Origin of the sequence: Hyphomicrobium sp. (assembly GCF_020852195.1) — a bacterium.
Taxonomy (GTDB): domain Bacteria; phylum Pseudomonadota; class Alphaproteobacteria; order Rhizobiales; family Hyphomicrobiaceae; genus Hyphomicrobium_C.
Genome location: NZ_JADZBI010000171.1, coordinates 1 through 15,975, shown reverse-complemented (window position 1 = coordinate 15,975; position 15,975 = coordinate 1). Strand labels below are relative to the sequence as shown.

Sequence of the window (15,975 nt, the reverse complement as noted above, 5' to 3'; positions counted from 1 at the left end):
TCTCGTGGCGCCGCTTGTCCAGCCATTAGGCTTCGCTGCCCGAGACCAGGGTGCGGTTCGTGGTGTGGTCCGCCGCCACCGTCTGCGCGGGGGATTTCTGGAGGGCTGCCGTGAAGCGCCCGGCGACGACCGCCTCGGGGTTGGCCGTGGCGATGGCAGCGCCCATGAGGCCAAGCAGGGCGAGACCTGCGCCGGCGCGGGTCATAGGCGTGGGGAGCAGAGCGAAGCGGCGGAGCGTCATGATGCAGCCCTTTGGCGAACTCTCAATCACGGTGTCCTGTAACGCTTATAGCGCGGTCGTGGTTCAGGGGCGAGCCCGGGCCCAGTGGAATCTGGGGGTTGGTTGACAACCCAGGCTTGTCGGAGTCTACGCCTGCCGGCCTCGGTCGGATCGCGCGGCTGGCGCGATGGCGGCCTTGCGCGGCGCCGCGTAGGCCCTGCGGAGGTGGCGGACGAACGCCACGTTGAACACGACCATGGCCGCGAAAGCGACGCCGAGCAGCACCACCGAGGCGTTCCGGTCCATGGTGGCTCCGACCGATGCGTCGGAGGCCGCGATGCCGAGGTGCCAGCCGGCCAAGCCGATCAGGAGCGCGAAGACCGCAAGCCCGGCCAGGAGATCAGGCAAATGCTTGCGGAAATGGGGAGATTCTACCTTACGCAGCATAGCGACGGGGCCCTCCTTTCCAACGATTCGAGCTTCAGCGTGATCCGGTGAGGATGACAGCCCGCCGCTGTGGCGCGGGTTTGCTCGGATTGTGGCGATCGCAAGCTATTCCTTAGAACGGGAAATTTAATGTTGCCTTTGTGCCCATTGCGACACGCGATGCGTGGCTGGCCGCCGCCGGCCATGCTTTGGGCTTGGAAAGGCGGGCGCCATATTGAACTTCCGCCACGCGCAGCGTAGCGTCCGCGCCGCTCGCAGGGAGCACGCGTGCCTCCGTCCAACCGAGAAAGATTTCGCTCATGGGCTTTTTTGCCGACAGCCTGAACCGCATCCAACCGTCCGCGACCATCGCCGTGTCCATGAAGGCGCGCCAGCTCAAGGCGCAGGGCCGGGACATCATCTCGCTCTCGGCGGGCGAGCCGGATTTCGACACGCCGGAGCATATCAAGCTGGCGGCGATCAAGGCGCTCAAGGACGGCAAGACGAAATACACCGACGTCGACGGCATCCCGGAGCTCAAGGCGGCAATCGTCGCCAAGTTCAAGCGCGACAACGATCTCGACTACAAGCCGGCGCAGGTGTCGGTCGGCACCGGTGGCAAGCAGGTGCTCTACAACGCGCTGCTCGCGACGCTCAATCCGGGCGACGAGGTCGTGATCCCGGCGCCGTGCTGGGTATCGTACGCCGACATCGTGCTGCTCGGCGGCGGCAAGCCGGTGTTTGCCGAGACGAAGCTCGAGGACGGCTATCGCCTCAAAGGCGACGTGCTCGATCGCGCGATCACGCCTGAGACCAAGTGGCTGATCCTAAACTCGCCGTCGAACCCGACGGGCGCGGCCTACTCGCACGCGGACCTCAAGGCGCTGACCGACGTGCTGATGCAGCCCAAGAACCAGCATGTCTGGGTGCTGACCGACGACATGTACGAGCATTTGATCTACGACGGGCACAAGTTCTACACGCCGGCGCAGGTCGAGCCCGGGCTCTACGATCGCACGCTGACCATGAACGGGCTCTCGAAAGCCTACTGCATGACGGGCTGGCGGCTCGGCTACGCGGCGGGCCCGGAGCCGCTCATCAACGCCATGCGCAAGCTGCAGTCGCAGTCCACCTCGAACCCGACCTCGATCACGCAGTGGGCCGGCGTCGAGGCGCTCAACGGTCCGCAGGACTTCATCCAGCAGAACAACGCGGTGTTCGTGCAGCGGCGCGACCTCGTGGTCGGCATGCTGAACCAGGCCAAGGGGCTCACGTGCCCGAAGCCGGAGGGCGCGTTCTACGTCTATCCGAGCTGCGCGGGTGCGATCGGCAAGACGACGCCCAAAGGCGTCACGATCAAGAACGACGAGGACTTCGTGACCGCGCTGCTCGAGGACGAGGGCGTGGCGGTGGTGCACGGCGCGGCCTTCGAGGGTTCGCCTGCGTTCCGCATCTCCTATGCGACCTCGACGGAAGCGCTGACGGAAGCCTGCACGCGCATCCAGCGCTTTTGCGGGAATTTGAAGTAGCCTTTCGTCCTCCCTCCTCCAGGGGAGGACGAACTCAGTACAGCGCCAACCGGCCGCCCAAGGCGAGGATACCGCCGAGTACGATCGTCGCCGCCGCGACGAGGCAGACGAGCGCGCGCAGGAGTGGGTGCGCGGCGATTGTCGCCTCGGAGGCGTCGGCGTAGGGCTCGGCCGGCTTCCTGCCGGTGAGCATGGCCTGGATCAGCGGCTCCTTCTTCACCAGCGTGTAGAGGAGGTTGACCGTGATGTGCAGCAGCGCGAGCGGCACCAGCACGAAGTTGAAGACGAAACCGTGCATACGTGCGGCGCGCACGTTCTGAGCCTCGTCGACGAGGCGGTAGAGCGGGCCGCCGACGAGGTCGTTGTCGTCGGTGGCGAAGAGGCCGAAGCCGCCCTGGATGGCGAGCGTCGCCAGCAGGGCCAATACCATCAGCGCGCCGAGCGGGTTGTGGCCGAGGTAGCGCGCCGCGCCGTGGCCGACGAGGCGGCGGGCGTAGGCGAGGATCGCCGCGGGGCCGCGCACGAAACCGGAAAAGCGCGCCGTCGACGAGCCCCAGATACCCCACAACAGGCGCCAGACGATCAGGGTCAGGATGGCGAGCCCGTTGGCGCGGTGCCAGATCAGCGTGTCGTCACCCAGGTCCTCGGCGAACTCATAGCTCACCCATGCCGAGACGATCAGCAGCACAAGCGTCCAGTGAAACAGCCGCGTCGGCAGGTCCCAGGCGCGCACGGTCGGCGTGGCGTGCGGCGTCACCGACATCAGGACTTCGGCTTGCGGAATTTCTTGTGGCAGCCGCTGCAGTTGCCGGCCACGCCCTTCCAGGTGCCTAAGAACGTGTCCTCGTCGGTAATGGCGGCCTCGGCCGCCTTTGCGGACTCGCCGAGCTTTTTGAAGCGCGCTTCGACGTCGGCCTTCTCCTCCCAGATCACGGGCAGGGCTTCCGTGTCGCCGCCTGTCTTCGAGTCCTCGGGGAACAGGCCCGGCAGGATCTCCGCCTTCTCCTGCATGATCTTGAGCGCCGACTGCACCTTGCCAAGCTCGAAATCCGCCTCGCCCTTGAACATGGCGGCGACGGGCTTCACGGCATCGCCCATCTGCTTGAGGTGATCCTTACGCTCCTTGATGACGGAGACATTCTGAGCGGCACCGGCCGTGACGCCGGCCGCGAACACGACAACCGCAAACAGAACCCGGCGCATGCACAAACCCTCCGCAGTCAACGCTCTGCGGTCGAGGCTTGCACCGGGCTCAAAGGGAGTCAACGTCCGCCGGATAACGTACGTCAGGGATTGCGCGCTGCGCAAACAAAACGGGCCGCGATAGCGGCCCGTCGTCGTGCTGGATTGCGATGGCTCTCAGCGGCTGGGCAGCAGCGCACGGGGGGTGTGCACGCGGATGTCCGAAAGCGAGAGCATGTGTGCGATCCAGTGCTCGAAGCGGGCGAACGGAAGCGACATGCGCCGCGCCGGCGTAGCCGCCTCCACGTGCCCGTTGCGCAGGGCGACTTCCGGCTGGAGCAATGTCCACTCGGTCAGATCCTCCTCGCGCGAGGCCATAGCATAGCCCGCGGCGTCAGCCGCTTTGACGAGGGACTTGTTGAGCGTCTCAGTACTCATTTGAGGCACGTCCTTTTCAAGCGTAAGCGCCTTTCGGGTCGTTTGGTTCCGTACCCGATCCTCTTCGCCTAGCCTTGCCTCTCCCGGGCCGTTTCTCGTTGCCGTGTGCCGTCGAACATGTCGTCAGGACGACAATTACGCCGTTCCGCTGACACTTTCATGATGCGGCCAGAACCGACTTTCTTCAAGTAATTTTTGGAAACAATCTTCACGAAACATGGTTCCGCACCTGCGAATATTTGTTGCGTCGCAGCAGCTTGCAACATGGCCCGCCGTCGGGTCTGCAAGACTCGGGGCTTCAAGGCTGAGCGCCAATGATTAGTGCAAGATTAAGCAGGAAGGCTCTTGCGTCTTTGCTGGCGCGGCGCGACGATCATGCCGTCGCGCTCCTTCAAGAGGCGCGGGGGGTGTGCGACGTGCGCATCCCACTGCGCCTCGTAACGCTCAACCCGGTCACACAGATCCGGGAAGCGGGAAGGAGGATACCATGGGGCAATCCGACGGCCCGAGAGGCACCACGGGTGCCGGCTCCGGGCAGACTTCGGGCCGCAGCACCCGCTGCATCGCACTGATCGGCCCGTTCCTTTCGGGCAAGACATCGCTCTTCGAAGCCATTCTCGCACGCACCGGCGCCATCGCCCGTGCCGGCTCGGTCGCCGATCGATCGAGCGTCGGAGATGCCTCTCCGGAGGCGCGCGACCACGGCATGAGCGTACAGCTCAACGTTGCCGACGTGAGCTTCCTCGGCGACACGTTCACCTTCATCGACTGCCCCGGGTCGATCGAGTTCCAGCATGAGGGCGCGGAGGCGCTGACCGCGTGCGACGCGGCCGTCGTCGTGTCCGAGCCCGACGCCAAACGCGTGCCCGCGCTGCAGGTGATCCTCAAGCAGCTCGAGGACCGCGGCATCCCCCATCTTCTGTTCCTGAACAAGATCGACGCCTGCGAGACGCCGATCCACGAGATCGTGCCGGCGCTGCAGCCGTCCTCCACCAAGCCGCTCGTACTGCGCCAGATCCCGATTTGGGAGAACGGCGTCGCCACGGGGTTCATCGACCTGGCGCTGGAGCGTGCGTTCCTGTTCCGCAAGAACGCGCCGTCCGAGATGATCGAGATCCAGGCAGCCGACATCGAGCGCGAGAAGGAAGCGCGCTTCCACATGCTGGAGCAGCTCGCGGATTACGACGACGCGCTGATGGAGAAGCTGCTTTCCGATCTCGCGCCCGAGAAGGAGCTGGTGTTCGCCGATCTCTCGCGCGAGTTCGAGGATGGGCTCATCTGCCCGGTGCTGCTCGGCAGCGCGCAGAACGGCAACGGCATCCTGCGTCTCCTGAAGGCGATCCGCCACGAGGTGCCGTTCGTCTCCTCGACCGCCAAGCGCCTCAAGGTCGAGAACGCGAAGAGCGCGGCCTATGTCTTCAAGACCGTCTTCACGGGGCATGGCGGCAAGCTCTCCATCGCGCGCGTGCTGACCGGCGATCTCGCGGACGGCGCGAGCGTGACCGGCGGCGAGGCCATTGAGGAGCGCGTTGCGGGTCTTTTCTCGCTCAAGGGCGAGGAGACGCAGAAGCGTCCAGTGGCGCGTGCGGGAGATACGGTGGCGCTCGGGCGTCTCGATGGCGTGCGCACGGGCGATACGATCACAACCGAGAAGTCCGGGATCGTGCAGATCGCGCGGCCCACGCCGCCCGCGCCGGTGCTTGGCTTCGGCATCGGCCTCAAGGACCGCAAGGACGAGGTGAAGCTGTCCTCGGCGCTCGCCAAGCTGATCGAGGAGGACCCCTCGCTCGCGATCGAGCACAATGCGGAGACGCACCAGGTGCTGCTCAAGGGGCAGGGAGAGATGCACCTCCGGGTGGCGTTCGAGCGGCTCTCGCGCAAGTACGGCGTCGTGGTCGAGCGGCAGAAGCGGCAAGTGCCCTACAAGGAGACCATCCGCAAGTCGACGGAGATCCGAGGCCGTCACAAGAAGCAGTCGGGCGGGCACGGACAGTTCGGCGACGTGGTGCTCTCCATCGCACCGCAGCCGCGCGGCGCGGGATTTGCCTTCAACGAGAAGATCACGGGCGGCGTGGTGCCGAGGCAGTTCATCCCGTCGGTGGAGATTGGTGTCGTCGACTACATGAAGCACGGTCCGCTCGGCTTCCCCGTGGTCGATATTGCCGTGACGCTGACGGACGGCTCGTACCACACGGTCGACAGCTCGGACATGGCGTTCCGGCAGGCCGGGCGCCTCGCCATGAGCGAGGGGCTGCCCAAGTGCCAGCCGGTGCTGCTCGAGCCCGTGATGGCGGTCGACATCTCCGTGCCGTCGGAGGCGACAGCGCGTGTCAACGGCATGATCTCGCAGCGGCGCGGGCAGATCCTCGGCTTCGACGGGCGCGAGGGCTGGCCCGGCTGGGACGTGGTGTCGGCGCATATCCCGGAAGCGGAGATCGAGGACTTGATCGTGGAGCTGCGCTCGGCCACAGCCGGCGTCGGCACCTACACGGCGCGCTTCGATCATCTTGCTGAGCTGACCGGACGGCTCGCCGATCAGGTGCTCGTCAGTCACGGTGAGGCGGCGGAGTAGAAACGTAGAGCGGCGCAAGGTGCACCTTGCGCCGCTCTCGAACTCCAGTCACTGGGTTGCGCTCCGAGCGAATACCCTAGCGGCGGCGGTCGTCGCGTCGGTCATCTCGACGGTCGTGACGGCGATCTTGCCGACGCTCCCAGCGGTCCGGCGGCGGCCGCATGCCGGCATAGGGCTTGTACCCTGAGCGCCACCAGCCCGGGTTGCGGGCGCCAGGAGGCGGTGCGCGCCAACCCGGACGCGGGCGCGGCTTGAATGCATACCAGCGGTTGCGGTCGTTGTACCAGGGACGCCCGACGTAGTGCCGTCCCCAGTAGTCGTTGGCCGCGAAACGGATCACGGGCAGGCGGATGGCGGCGAGGCCGATGTCGGGCAGCGGCATGTAGCGGCCGCGGTAGTCGAAGACCAGATACTCGCTGATCACCCAGCCCCGGCTGCCGCCCCAGACCACGTCGCACCAGGACTCGTCGGCGAGGCATCCCCTGATGTCGACGGGCTCGCCTTCAGGGATGAGGTCCACGCGCGGGAAGTCCGTATCCGGGCCGGCCCTCATGTTCACGTTGGCGGTGGAGTAGCCGGGCGCGGCGTGCGCTGCGGCCACCCCACTGAATACGACGCCCACGATGGCGCCTATCAGCGTCAGTCTTCTCATTCGTCTATTCCTCGGTTCGGCGTGTGGGCGCACCCAGTCACCCAACATGGGCCTCAATAAGGCGCGTCTCCGGCGCGGTGGCACGCCGGAGACGGTGACGGGTGAACGGGTGTGCACTGCCGATCGTCACGGCGCGGGCTTCGGGATGAAGGTGAGGGCGATCCCGTTCATGCAGTAGCGTTTGCCCGTCGGCGGCGGGCCGTCGTCGAAGACGTGCCCGAGGTGTCCGCCGCAGCGGCGACAGTGGATCTCGGTGCGCGGGTAGATGAGCTCGTAATCGGTCGACGAGCCGACGGCGTTGTCGAGCGGCGCGTAGAAGCTTGGCCAGCCGGTGCGCGAGTCATACTTCGTCTCCGACGAGAAGAGCGGCAGGCCGCAACCGGCGCAGCGGTACTCGCCCGGCGCGTACGTCTTGTCGAGCGGGCTCGAGCCGGGGCGCTCGGTGCCGTGCTTCCTCAGGACGTCATACTGCGCGGGGGTAAGCTCGCTTCTCCATTGGGCGTCGGTCTTCGTGATCTCGAATTTCTGGCCGGCGGGATTGGCGCGGCTGCGGCGCAGCGCGGCCGGGGCCAGCGCGAGGGCCAATCCTGCAAGGGTGAGGTTTCTGCGGTTCAGCATGGGGTGGTCCTCGCGCGTCTCATTGGGTCGCTTGCTTCTCTACGCGCGGCGGCCGCGCGAGTTTCGGCGCCTTGTCAGACCTCAAGCGGAACGGCGCGTGCGATCGCGATCTCCTGGGGCGTGAGACGGCAGGCGTAGGCGATGGCTTCCACGCCCGCGTCGCGTGCCGCGGCGAAGGCTTCCGCATAGCGGGGGTCGATATCGCCGGCCAGCGCGAAGTGCTCCGCGTCGTCGCGCTGGATCAGATAGAGCATGACGGCGCGATGGCCCGCGGCGGCCATAGCGCTGAGCTCGACCAGGTGCTTGACGCCGCGGGCGGTCACCGAGTCCGGGAACTCGGCGCGGCCCGCCTGCCGCGAGAGGTGCACGTTCTTGACCTCGACGTAGGCCAGCCCCTTCTGCGGGTCCTCGAGCAGGATGTCGATGCGGCTCGACAGGCCGTATTTCACCTCGCGCCGGAGGGTCGCGTAGCCCGAAAGCTCGGGGATCAGCCCGGCCGTAATGGCTTCGGAGACGAGGCGGTTTGGGTGGCTGGTGTTGATGCCGACCAGAACCGGGCCGCGACCAAGGTTGGCCTCGACCAGCTCCCACGTGTGGGGATACTTGCGCGTCGGGCTGGCGCTGACCGAAAGCCAGACCACGGCGCCGGGTACGGCCAAGCCCAGCATGGAGCCGGTATTGGGGCAGGTTGCGGTGACCAGCTCGCCGGTGTCGAGGCTGACGTCGGCAAGGAACCGCTTGTAGCGCTTGATAAGACGGCCGCGGACGAGTGGGGTCGGGAATTTCATGGCCGGCGAGCATTAGGGGTGCCGGGGGCGTTGCGCAACGGGTAAACCCGGGTGGCCGCGGCTATATAAAGAGAAGCGTCATGGATCAGGGAGCGCACGTGCCCCAGGACGAGATCATCACGGCCGCGGTGCTCGTCATCGGCGACGAGATCCTCTCGGGGCGGACCAAGGACCGCAACGTCGGCGCCATCGCCGAACATCTGACCGCGATCGGTATCGCGCTTCGCGAGGTGCGCGTCGTCGGCGACGACAGGGACGACATCGTCGCGGCGGTCAACGCGCTGCGGGCGCGCTACACCTATGTCTTCACGACGGGCGGCATCGGCCCGACGCACGACGACATCACGGCGGATGCGATCGGGGCCGCGTTCGGCGTCGCCGTCGACATCGATCCGCGCGCGGTGGCGCTGATGGCGCCCGTGTTCGCGGCGCGCGGCATCGAGCTAACGCCGGCACGGCTGCGCATGGCGCGAATCCCGGCGGGCGCGGAGCTGATCGCCAACAGCGTCTCGGCTGCTCCGGGGTTCAAAATCGACAACGTGATCGTCATGGCGGGCGTACCCGACATCATGTGTTCTATGTTGGTTGCTGTGACAAACCAACTCAGGACCGGGCCGAAAATAAACAGCGTTTCGATCGTTGTCGCGCGGCCCGAGGGCGAGATCGCCGACCTTTTCGCGGCCCATCAGGCGGCCTATCCCGACATTGCCATGGGGAGCTATCCCTCTTTTGCGGACGGCAATTATCGGACCGAGCTTGTGCTCCGCAGCGCCAATGCGGACCTCCTCGAAGAGGCGCGTGCAGGTCTCCTGACCCTGCTCGCAGAACGAGAATTCATCTGACGGAAGCACCATTTTGAACGGTGTCCGCCGTTAACCATGCGGCAACGTCGCCGCTCGCTCGCCATCGTTGCAGATGCTCACTACCGCCGCCAAGCGTTAACGGCGGGGGAAGCCGCACGGCCAATCCCAGTCAAAACAAGAAATGGAGCTGATCGATGAGAACCCCTTCGAGCAGGCGTGTGGCTTTGGGCGTCCGTGGGATAAGCCGGGTGGCACTGACGCCGCTTGCACCCGCACTCGGCGCGCTGCTGCTCGCGTCTGGGATGGGCGGTGGCCAGGCGGAGGCCAAGACGCCCGGCAAGACTTACTGCTTCTACGGCAAGTGCCATCGCGTGAAGACGATCGCCGAGACGGAGGCGCTGATCGGCAAGGACGAGACCGTCCATGCCTCGCACTACGACTCCTGCAAGCGTGACCGATACAACCCGTGCGGGCTTACCTCGTCGGGCGCCGTGTTCGACTCCGAGGCGCCGGACAATGCCGCGAGCCCCATCTACCCCGACGGCACGACGCTGCTCGTGCGCTCGCCCGACACCGGGGTCTCGCTCGTGCTGCGCGTGAACAACGCCGGACCCTACTGGGGGAACCGCAAGCTCGACGTCTCCCGCAAGGCAGCGGAGGTGCTCGGGTTCGCGAGCCGGGGCGTCGCCAAGCTCCAGGTGCGCGTGATCGATGCGCCCACCGTTGCCGAGGCAACCTACAAGAAGCGCCGCGTCTATGATCCGGTGCCAGGCCACATCGGCCAGTTTGCAAGCCTCGACGAGGCGCAAACCGGGGCCGCGACTGCCTACGTGGTGGCGGGGCTTTCCTCTCCGTTCCCGACCACGGTGGCGCTGGGCGCGGGCAATCCGACCCAGGTCGCCGGTGTGACCGGAACGCAGAGCGGAGCCTCCGTGGTGGCCCCGACGGTGCTGGCGGCGGCGCAGGACGCTCCGGTGGAGCCGGTTTCGTCGGTAGCGGCGTCGCCGGTTATCCCGCCGGTCAAGATCGCCGGTTTCGTTGCCATGGCCGAGGGGCCCGAGTCTGTGCTTGATGCGCCGCGGGTCGTGAAGACGGCGGCGCTCGATGAGGCCAAGCCGGTGGTCCGGCAGCGGAGCCACGCCGAGCGCACGGCGTCGCGCAACTCGCGGTCCTACCGCGTGGCGGCGCGCCAGAAGAAGAAGCGCGAGGAGCAGGTCCGCAGCAAGCCGGTGGCGGTGGCCGAGGTTCGCGCGCCGCAAGCCAAGCGCCTCGTTACGATGGATGGCACCAACGACATGTCGATGTTCTCGCGGCACGTCTATGCGGGCGTCGATCGCCTTGCGGCGCAAGAGCCCAAGCGGCGCCGGCCGGCTTACTCGAGCCTCGCGCGTCAGCGCGACGCGAACGACGGCTGATCCCGGCGACGCGCGGAAGCGGCTAGAGCCTTTCCGAGCGTACAAACTCGCGGTTCCCCTCCCCCTTGTGGGGAGGGGTGAAGCCCAATGAGCTAGCGTTGCGCGGGAGCCATCCCCCTCCTAAGCTCCCCCACTTCATGTCGCAGACAGGCCTTTGGCATGATGGGGGAGGGACTGCGATGCACGAGATGCTCGCTGCGTCCGTAGATCGGAAAATGCTCTAGACCGTTGCTCCGCTCGTCGGCGTGCGGAGGACGGCGGTGCCGCCGTTGCGCTGCGGCTGGTCGTAGAGCTCGTAGTGGTTCTCGAGGGTGTCGAGGAACATCGCGATCAGGTCGAGCAGAGGCCCGAGCTGCATCTTGCCGGCGACGAGGAACTGCTCGGTCACCGTCAGGCTCGCCGCCTCGAGCGGCGCCGGATCGTCCTCGGCGATGAGGCCGCGCGAGCGCAGGTAGGCGGTGATGCCGTCGCCGACATCGAAGGCGTAGGACGTCTCATCGGTGAGTTCGGCCGCGGCGTCGGCGACGATCTCCGTGCCGCTCGTATAAAGGCGCGTGATCAGCTTGAACTGGCTCTCGATCTTGGCCAGCTCGTGCGCGCTCTCGCGCGATTTCAAAACGCGGGCCAGCAGCACCATCTCGAGCGTGCGCGCGGCGTCGATGGCGGCGCGCTCGGCGTGGCGCTGCTCGGTCAGGCCGTCGGTGGCGCGTGAATCGCCTGCGTTCCAGCGCAGCGTGGACTTCAACAGATCCTCGCCCGCGGCGAGGGCGGCGTCGAGATGATCGGCCAGCAGATAGACGATGGCAGGGGCCGCGGGCCCGGCGGAAGACATGGATGGCTCCCTAGTGCTTCGCGATTGAGCGGTGAGCCGTTGAGAGTGCTTCGCCCGCTCAGTCAGTGAACCAGAGGACTTCGGTTGGTGCCGATATTGGACTGATTCGGGGTACCGCCGTCGCGGCCGGGCTTGCGATTCCTGTCGGAAACGCGTTGCCGGGCAGGGAAAAATCAGGGCTGCGGCAACAGCGACAGCAGCGTGACCAGGGCGCGGTGCAGATCGCCTCCGGTGGCGGCGAGGTGCCGGCCGAGCGTGGAAGCTTCAGCGGCGTGCCAGCGCTCCTGGTGCGACGGGTGGCGCGCGATGGCGATGAGGCTCGCCAGGAGCGCGGCGTCGGAGAAATCGCGCCTGACAGCCAGCCGGCGGCGGATCTGCGGCATGAGGCGGGTGAGCCGGTCGACGTTGACGGCGGTCAGACTTGCGTGTCCGCCTGCGTGTGTGTGGCGGGGTTTCACTGCCGCGCCCCGGCCTGTGCTGATACGTGCGAGCCTCGGAATATAGTGCGACATGGCTGGTGCCTTGCGCTTGCTTCTCCCCCGGAAACGGCTCGTCTCACGATACGCTGCATATTGCGCCTTTTCGAGCCGCGTGTCTCGGCTGGCGCGGCGGCCGAACCACAGGCCGGATGTTCGCTCTCCCCGTTCTTATGGGGAGAAGGAAATCATGGTGGCGCGTTCCTACCTGAGCCAGTCTGCGAACTGGGCGAGGGGATCGCGTGGTGCGGGATCGGCGCGCTGGATGGCCAGCTCGGCCTCCTCGCGCGAGGCGTAGACGCCGACCGGTGTGGGTTCGCCCGTCGGGTTGGGCGCGAGCGGGGCGAACGATCCGGCGATGAGACGGGCCGCCGCGGCGAGCGCCGGCCGCGCGACGCACCAGCGTCCGTCCGGCAGCTCCAGAAGCTCGAAGGGGTTTGTGCACGTCGACGAAGAGAGAGACATCGCGGGCTCCGGCTGTCAGCGTGAGGTGATGTTCATCGAACGCGAACCGGTACGCAGGAGCACATCTCGTCCCAGGGACAAAAAGGGCGGGACCTTGCGGCCCCGCCCTTTTGTCTCAGCTGCAGCCGCTGGTCGAGCCGCAGGTGTCGCATTTGAGGCAGGTGCCGTTTCGGACCATGGTGAAGTTCTGACATTCCGAGCACGCCACGCCCTCGTAGCCGCGCAGCCGCGCCTCCGCGACGCGATCGTTCGAGGAGCGTGATTTCACGACCTGCGTTTCCGATACCGTCGTCCGCCGGAACATCACCTCGGTGTCGGCCTTGAGCGCGGTCGCCCCCTCGCTGGCGTAGAGCGCGGTTGCGCCCTCGGTCATCGGATAGGAGGCCAGGTCGCTCTGCAGGGCCGACAGGCTGAGCGAAGGATCGCTCTCCGCGTGATGGGCGCGGCCGCCCGCGGCGAGGCGCAGGTTGCCGCGCATGAAGCCCTTCGACACCACCTTGGTCACGCTCTCCGGCAGGTCGAGGTCGAGCTGCTCGTCGGTCTCGGCGTCGGAGGAGCCGAGGCCGGTCTCGCCCACGATCTCGCGCGGATCGACATGCGCGAGGTCATTGCGGCCAAGATAGGAGACCGCAAGCTCGCGGAAGATGTAGTCGAGGATCGAGGTCGCGTTCTTGATGGTCTCGTTGCCCTGCACGAGGCCCGCCGGCTCGAAGCGCGTGAAGGTGAACGCTTCCACGTACTCCTCGAGCGGCACGCCGTACTGCAGGCCGAGCGAGATGGCGATGGCGAAGTTGTTCATCAATGAGCGGAAGGCGGCGCCTTCCTTGTGCATGTCGATGAAGATCTCGCCCAGCGTGCCGTCGTCGTACTCGCCGGTGCGCAGGTACACCTTGTGGCCGCCGACGGAGGCCTTCTGCGTGTAGCCCTTGCGCCGCCCGGGCATCTTTTCGCGCTCGCTGCGGGAGCGCGTCTGGAGCTCGCGCTCAAGCTCCGTCACGCGCTTGGCGAGCCGCTCCGCGGTGAGGAGGATGCGGTCGACCGCCGGCTTGTCAGCCGTGATCTGCTCGGCCACCTCGTCCTGCTCGTCGACATCGTCGCCGAGCACCTGGGCGTTCAGCGGCTGCGAGAGCTTGGAGCCGTCGCGGTAGAGCGCGTTGGCCTTGAGGGCGAGCCGCCAGGAGAGCATGTAGCTCTGCTTGCAGTCGTCGACGGTGGCCTCGTTCGGCATGTTGATGGTCTTCGAGATGGCCCCCGAGATGAACGGTTGCGACGCCGCCATCATGTGGATGTGACTTTCGACCGACAGGTAGCGCTTGCCCTTGCGGCCGCAGGGGCTCGCGCAATCGAACACGGGAAGGTGCTCGGGCTTGATGAACGGCGCGCCCTCGAGGGTCATGGCGCCGCAGACGTGCTCGTTGGCGGCCTCGATGTCCTTCCGCGAGAAGCCGAGGTGTGTGAGCAGGTCGAAGCCGGGCTCGTCCAGCTTGGCGGCCGGGATGCCGAGCTTGCCGGTCAGGAACTCGTCGCCGAGCGTCCAGCGGTTGACCACGAACTTGATGTCGAAGGCCGTGCCGAGGCCGGCCTCCACCTTCTGGATCACCTCCGGCGTGAAGCCACGCGCCATCAGCGAGGCGTGGTTGATGGCCGGCGCCTGGGCCAGCGAGCCGTGGCCGACGGCGTATGCCTCGATCTCGGCGATCTCGCTTTCGCGGTAGCCGAGCACGCGCAACGCCTCCGGCACCGAGCGGTTGATGATCTTGAAGTAGCCGCCGCCGGCCAGCTTCTTGAACTTTACGAGCGCGAAGTCAGGCTCGATGCCCGTCGTGTCGCAGTCCATGACGAGGCCGATGGTGCCGGTCGGCGCGATGACGGTGGACTGCGCGTTGCGGTAGCCCCACCGCTGGCCGAGGTCGATGGCGAGATCCCAGGCCGCCTGCGCGGCCGCGACCAGGTTCTGGTCCGGGCAGCTCGCGGTGTCGAGCGGCACGGGCGCGATGGAGAGCCGCTCGTAGCCGTCCGCCTGGCCGTAGGCGGCGCGGCGGTGGTTGCGGATCACGCGCAGCATGTCGGCGCGGTTCGGCTCGAAGCCCGGGAACGGGCCGAGCTCGCCCGCCATCTCGGCAGACGTGGCATAGGCGACGCCGGTCATCTGCGCCGAGATGGCGCCGCAGATGGCGCGGCCCTTGTCGGAGTCGTAGGGGATGCCCGACGCCATCAAGAGACCGCCGATGTTGGCGAAGCCGAGGCCGAGCGTGCGGTAGCGGTAGCTCAGCTCCGCGATCTGGCGCGAGGGGAACTGCGCCATCAGGACCGAGATCTCGAGCACGACGGTCCACAGCCGGCAGGCGTGCGCGAAGCTCTCGGTGTCGAAGCTCCTGTCCTCGCGGCGGAAGGTCAGCAGGTTCAGCGAAGCGAGGTTGCAGGCCGTGTCGTCGAGGAACATGTACTCCGAGCACGGGTTCGAGGCGCGGATCGGTCCCGACTGCGGGCAGGTGTGCCAGTCGTTGATGGTGGTGTGGAACTGGATGCCGGGATCGGCCGAGGCCCACGCGGCATGGCCGATCTGCTCCCATAGGTCGCGGGCACGCACGGTCTTCACGGTCTTGTCGGTGGTGCGCGAGGTCAGCGCCCACACCTTGTCTTCCTCGACCGCATTCAGGAACTCGTCGGTGACGCGGACCGAGTTGTTCGAGTTCTGCCCGGAGACGGTGAGATAAGCCTCGCTATCCCAGTCGGTGTCGTAGGTGTCGAAGGCAATGTCCTTGTAGCCCTGGCGCGCGAACTGGATGACGCGGTGCACGTAGTTCAACGGCACGTCGTCGCGGCGCGCCTCCTTTATGGCGCGCTTCAAGGCCGGGTTCTTCGCCGGATCAAAACAGGCGTCTCCGTCGGCGTCGCAGTTGACGCACGCCTTCATCACGGCCTTGAGGCGCTTCTGGCAGATGCGCGAGCCGGTGACGAGGGCGGCAACCTTCTGCTCCTCCTTCACCTTCCAGCCGATGTACTCCTCGATGTCCGGGTGATCGACATCGACAACGACCATCTTGGCGGCGCGGCGCGTGGTGCCGCCCGACTTGATGGCTCCGGCGGCGCGGTCGCCGATCTTGAGGAAGCTCATGAGACCCGACGAGCGGCCGCCGCCGGAGAGCTTCTCGTTCACGCCGCGCAAGCTCGAGAAGTTGGAGCCGGTGCCGGAGCCGTACTTGAACAGGCGCGCCTCGCGCACCCACAGGTCCATGATGCCGTTCTCGTTGACGAGATCGTCCTCGACCGATTGGATGAAGCAGGCGTGCGGCTGCGGATGCTCGTAGGACGAGGCCGAGACGGTCAGCTTGCCGGTCTCGTGGTCGACATAGAAGTGGCCCTGGCTCGGACCGTCGATGCCGTAGGCCCAGAAGAGGCCGGTGTTGAACCACTGCGGCGAGTTCGGCGCGCCCATCTGGCGGGCCAGCATGTAACGGTGCTCGTCGTAGAAGGCGCGGGCGTCGTCCTCGGTCGTGAAGTAGCCGCCCTTCCAGCCCCAGTAGGTCCAGGTGCCGGCGAGGCGGTCGAAGACCTG

Annotated in this window: 16 protein-coding genes; 4 read left to right on the top strand and 12 right to left on the bottom strand. The window is 66.7% G+C overall.

What is annotated here, in order from left to right; all coding sequences use genetic code 11:
- Positions 1–25: 25 nt before the first annotated feature.
- The gene (locus tag IT540_RS14620) at positions 26–271 is read right to left on the bottom strand and encodes a hypothetical protein (protein ID WP_291179354.1); all 246 of its coding nucleotides are present in this window, start codon (positions 269–271) and stop codon (positions 26–28) included.
- A gap of 96 nt (positions 272–367) precedes the next feature.
- A complete protein-coding gene (locus tag IT540_RS14615) occupies positions 368–667 on the bottom strand; it encodes a hypothetical protein (protein ID WP_291179351.1) in 300 nt (99 codons plus the stop codon).
- A gap of 299 nt (positions 668–966) precedes the next feature.
- On the opposite strand from IT540_RS14615, the gene IT540_RS14610 reads away from it, so the two are divergent.
- The gene (locus IT540_RS14610; protein ID WP_291179348.1) at positions 967–2,175 is read left to right on the top strand and encodes a pyridoxal phosphate-dependent aminotransferase; all 1,209 of its coding nucleotides are present in this window, start codon (positions 967–969) and stop codon (positions 2,173–2,175) included.
- Between the two features lie 34 nt (positions 2,176–2,209).
- On the opposite strand, the gene IT540_RS14605 is transcribed toward IT540_RS14610, so the two are convergent.
- From IT540_RS14605 to IT540_RS14595, 3 genes are all read right to left on the bottom strand, one after another.
- Positions 2,210–2,938, bottom strand: a complete 729-nt coding sequence (locus IT540_RS14605; protein ID WP_291179345.1) for a cytochrome b/b6 domain-containing protein — start codon at positions 2,936–2,938, stop codon at positions 2,210–2,212.
- A complete protein-coding gene (locus IT540_RS14600) occupies positions 2,938–3,378 on the bottom strand; it encodes a cytochrome c (RefSeq protein WP_291179342.1) in 441 nt (146 codons plus the stop codon). The genes IT540_RS14605 and IT540_RS14600 overlap by 1 nt, the downstream gene beginning before the upstream one ends.
- A gap of 156 nt (positions 3,379–3,534) precedes the next feature.
- Positions 3,535–3,795 carry a hypothetical protein gene (locus IT540_RS14595; RefSeq protein ID WP_291179339.1) on the bottom strand — a complete coding sequence of 87 codons (261 nt, stop codon included), beginning with the start codon at positions 3,793–3,795 and terminating at the stop codon, positions 3,535–3,537.
- 487 nt (positions 3,796–4,282) lie between these two features.
- Here IT540_RS14595 and IT540_RS14590 point away from each other — a divergent pair, with 487 nt between their 5' ends.
- Positions 4,283–6,367 carry an elongation factor G gene (locus IT540_RS14590; RefSeq protein WP_291179336.1) on the top strand — a complete coding sequence of 695 codons (2,085 nt, stop codon included), beginning with the start codon at positions 4,283–4,285 and terminating at the stop codon, positions 6,365–6,367.
- 76 nt (positions 6,368–6,443) lie between these two features.
- Here IT540_RS14590 and IT540_RS14585 read toward each other — a convergent pair whose 3' ends face one another.
- The 3 genes from IT540_RS14585 to sfsA all read right to left on the bottom strand — a co-directional run bounded on the left by IT540_RS14585 (position 6,444) and on the right by sfsA (position 8,425).
- Positions 6,444–7,019 carry an SH3 domain-containing protein gene (locus tag IT540_RS14585; protein ID WP_291179333.1) on the bottom strand — a complete coding sequence of 192 codons (576 nt, stop codon included), beginning with the start codon at positions 7,017–7,019 and terminating at the stop codon, positions 6,444–6,446.
- Positions 7,020–7,145: 126 nt separating this feature from the next.
- Positions 7,146–7,637 (bottom strand): peptide-methionine (R)-S-oxide reductase MsrB, encoded by a 492-nt coding sequence (msrB, locus tag IT540_RS14580; RefSeq protein WP_291179330.1) that lies wholly within the window; start codon positions 7,635–7,637, stop codon positions 7,146–7,148.
- A 74-nt stretch (positions 7,638–7,711) separates the two neighbouring features.
- Positions 7,712–8,425 carry a DNA/RNA nuclease SfsA gene (sfsA, locus tag IT540_RS14575; RefSeq protein WP_291179326.1) on the bottom strand — a complete coding sequence of 238 codons (714 nt, stop codon included), beginning with the start codon at positions 8,423–8,425 and terminating at the stop codon, positions 7,712–7,714.
- A gap of 80 nt (positions 8,426–8,505) precedes the next feature.
- Between sfsA and IT540_RS14570 the strand changes: the two genes are divergently transcribed.
- Positions 8,506–9,267, top strand: coding sequence for a molybdopterin-binding protein (locus tag IT540_RS14570; RefSeq protein WP_291179323.1), 762 nt, complete (start codon positions 8,506–8,508; stop codon positions 9,265–9,267).
- Between the two features lie 209 nt (positions 9,268–9,476).
- The gene (locus IT540_RS14565; RefSeq protein WP_291179320.1) at positions 9,477–10,643 is read left to right on the top strand and encodes an RlpA-like double-psi beta-barrel domain-containing protein; all 1,167 of its coding nucleotides are present in this window, start codon (positions 9,477–9,479) and stop codon (positions 10,641–10,643) included.
- A gap of 220 nt (positions 10,644–10,863) precedes the next feature.
- Here IT540_RS14565 and IT540_RS14560 read toward each other — a convergent pair whose 3' ends face one another.
- The 4 genes from IT540_RS14560 to IT540_RS14545 all read right to left on the bottom strand — a co-directional run.
- A complete protein-coding gene (locus IT540_RS14560) occupies positions 10,864–11,475 on the bottom strand; it encodes a hypothetical protein (RefSeq protein ID WP_291179318.1) in 612 nt (203 codons plus the stop codon).
- Between the two features lie 173 nt (positions 11,476–11,648).
- A complete protein-coding gene (locus IT540_RS14555; protein WP_291179316.1) occupies positions 11,649–11,933 on the bottom strand; it encodes a hypothetical protein in 285 nt (94 codons plus the stop codon).
- A 222-nt stretch (positions 11,934–12,155) separates the two neighbouring features.
- Entirely contained in the window at positions 12,156–12,416 is a 261-nt protein-coding gene (locus tag IT540_RS14550) for a hypothetical protein (RefSeq protein WP_291179315.1), read from the bottom strand.
- Positions 12,417–12,531: 115 nt separating this feature from the next.
- Positions 12,532–15,975, bottom strand: a 3,444-nt coding sequence (locus IT540_RS14545) for a vitamin B12-dependent ribonucleotide reductase (protein WP_291179314.1), incomplete at its 5' end; no start/stop codon positions are given.

What these genes read in the sequence shown, in the direction of transcription:
- sfsA (WP_291179326.1), bottom strand. Translation starts at nt 8,425, where the DNA reads ATGAAATTCCCGACCCCACTCGTCCGCGGCCGTCTTATCAAGCGCTAC.
- IT540_RS14610 (WP_291179348.1), top strand. Translation starts at nt 967, where the DNA reads ATGGGCTTTTTTGCCGACAGCCTGAACCGCATCCAACCGTCCGCGACC.
- msrB (WP_291179330.1), bottom strand. Translation starts at nt 7,637, where the DNA reads ATGCTGAACCGCAGAAACCTCACCCTTGCAGGATTGGCCCTCGCGCTG.
- IT540_RS14560 (WP_291179318.1), bottom strand. Translation starts at nt 11,475, where the DNA reads ATGTCTTCCGCCGGGCCCGCGGCCCCTGCCATCGTCTATCTGCTGGCC.
- IT540_RS14585 (WP_291179333.1), bottom strand. Translation starts at nt 7,019, where the DNA reads ATGAGAAGACTGACGCTGATAGGCGCCATCGTGGGCGTCGTATTCAGT.
- IT540_RS14595 (WP_291179339.1), bottom strand. Translation starts at nt 3,795, where the DNA reads ATGAGTACTGAGACGCTCAACAAGTCCCTCGTCAAAGCGGCTGACGCC.
- IT540_RS14590 (WP_291179336.1), top strand. Translation starts at nt 4,283, where the DNA reads ATGGGGCAATCCGACGGCCCGAGAGGCACCACGGGTGCCGGCTCCGGG.
- IT540_RS14605 (WP_291179345.1), bottom strand. Translation starts at nt 2,938, where the DNA reads ATGTCGGTGACGCCGCACGCCACGCCGACCGTGCGCGCCTGGGACCTG.
- IT540_RS14570 (WP_291179323.1), top strand. Translation starts at nt 8,506, where the DNA reads ATGGATCAGGGAGCGCACGTGCCCCAGGACGAGATCATCACGGCCGCG.
- IT540_RS14550 (WP_291179315.1), bottom strand. Translation starts at nt 12,416, where the DNA reads ATGTCTCTCTCTTCGTCGACGTGCACAAACCCCTTCGAGCTTCTGGAG.
- IT540_RS14615 (WP_291179351.1), bottom strand. Translation starts at nt 667, where the DNA reads ATGCTGCGTAAGGTAGAATCTCCCCATTTCCGCAAGCATTTGCCTGAT.
- IT540_RS14600 (WP_291179342.1), bottom strand. Translation starts at nt 3,378, where the DNA reads ATGCGCCGGGTTCTGTTTGCGGTTGTCGTGTTCGCGGCCGGCGTCACG.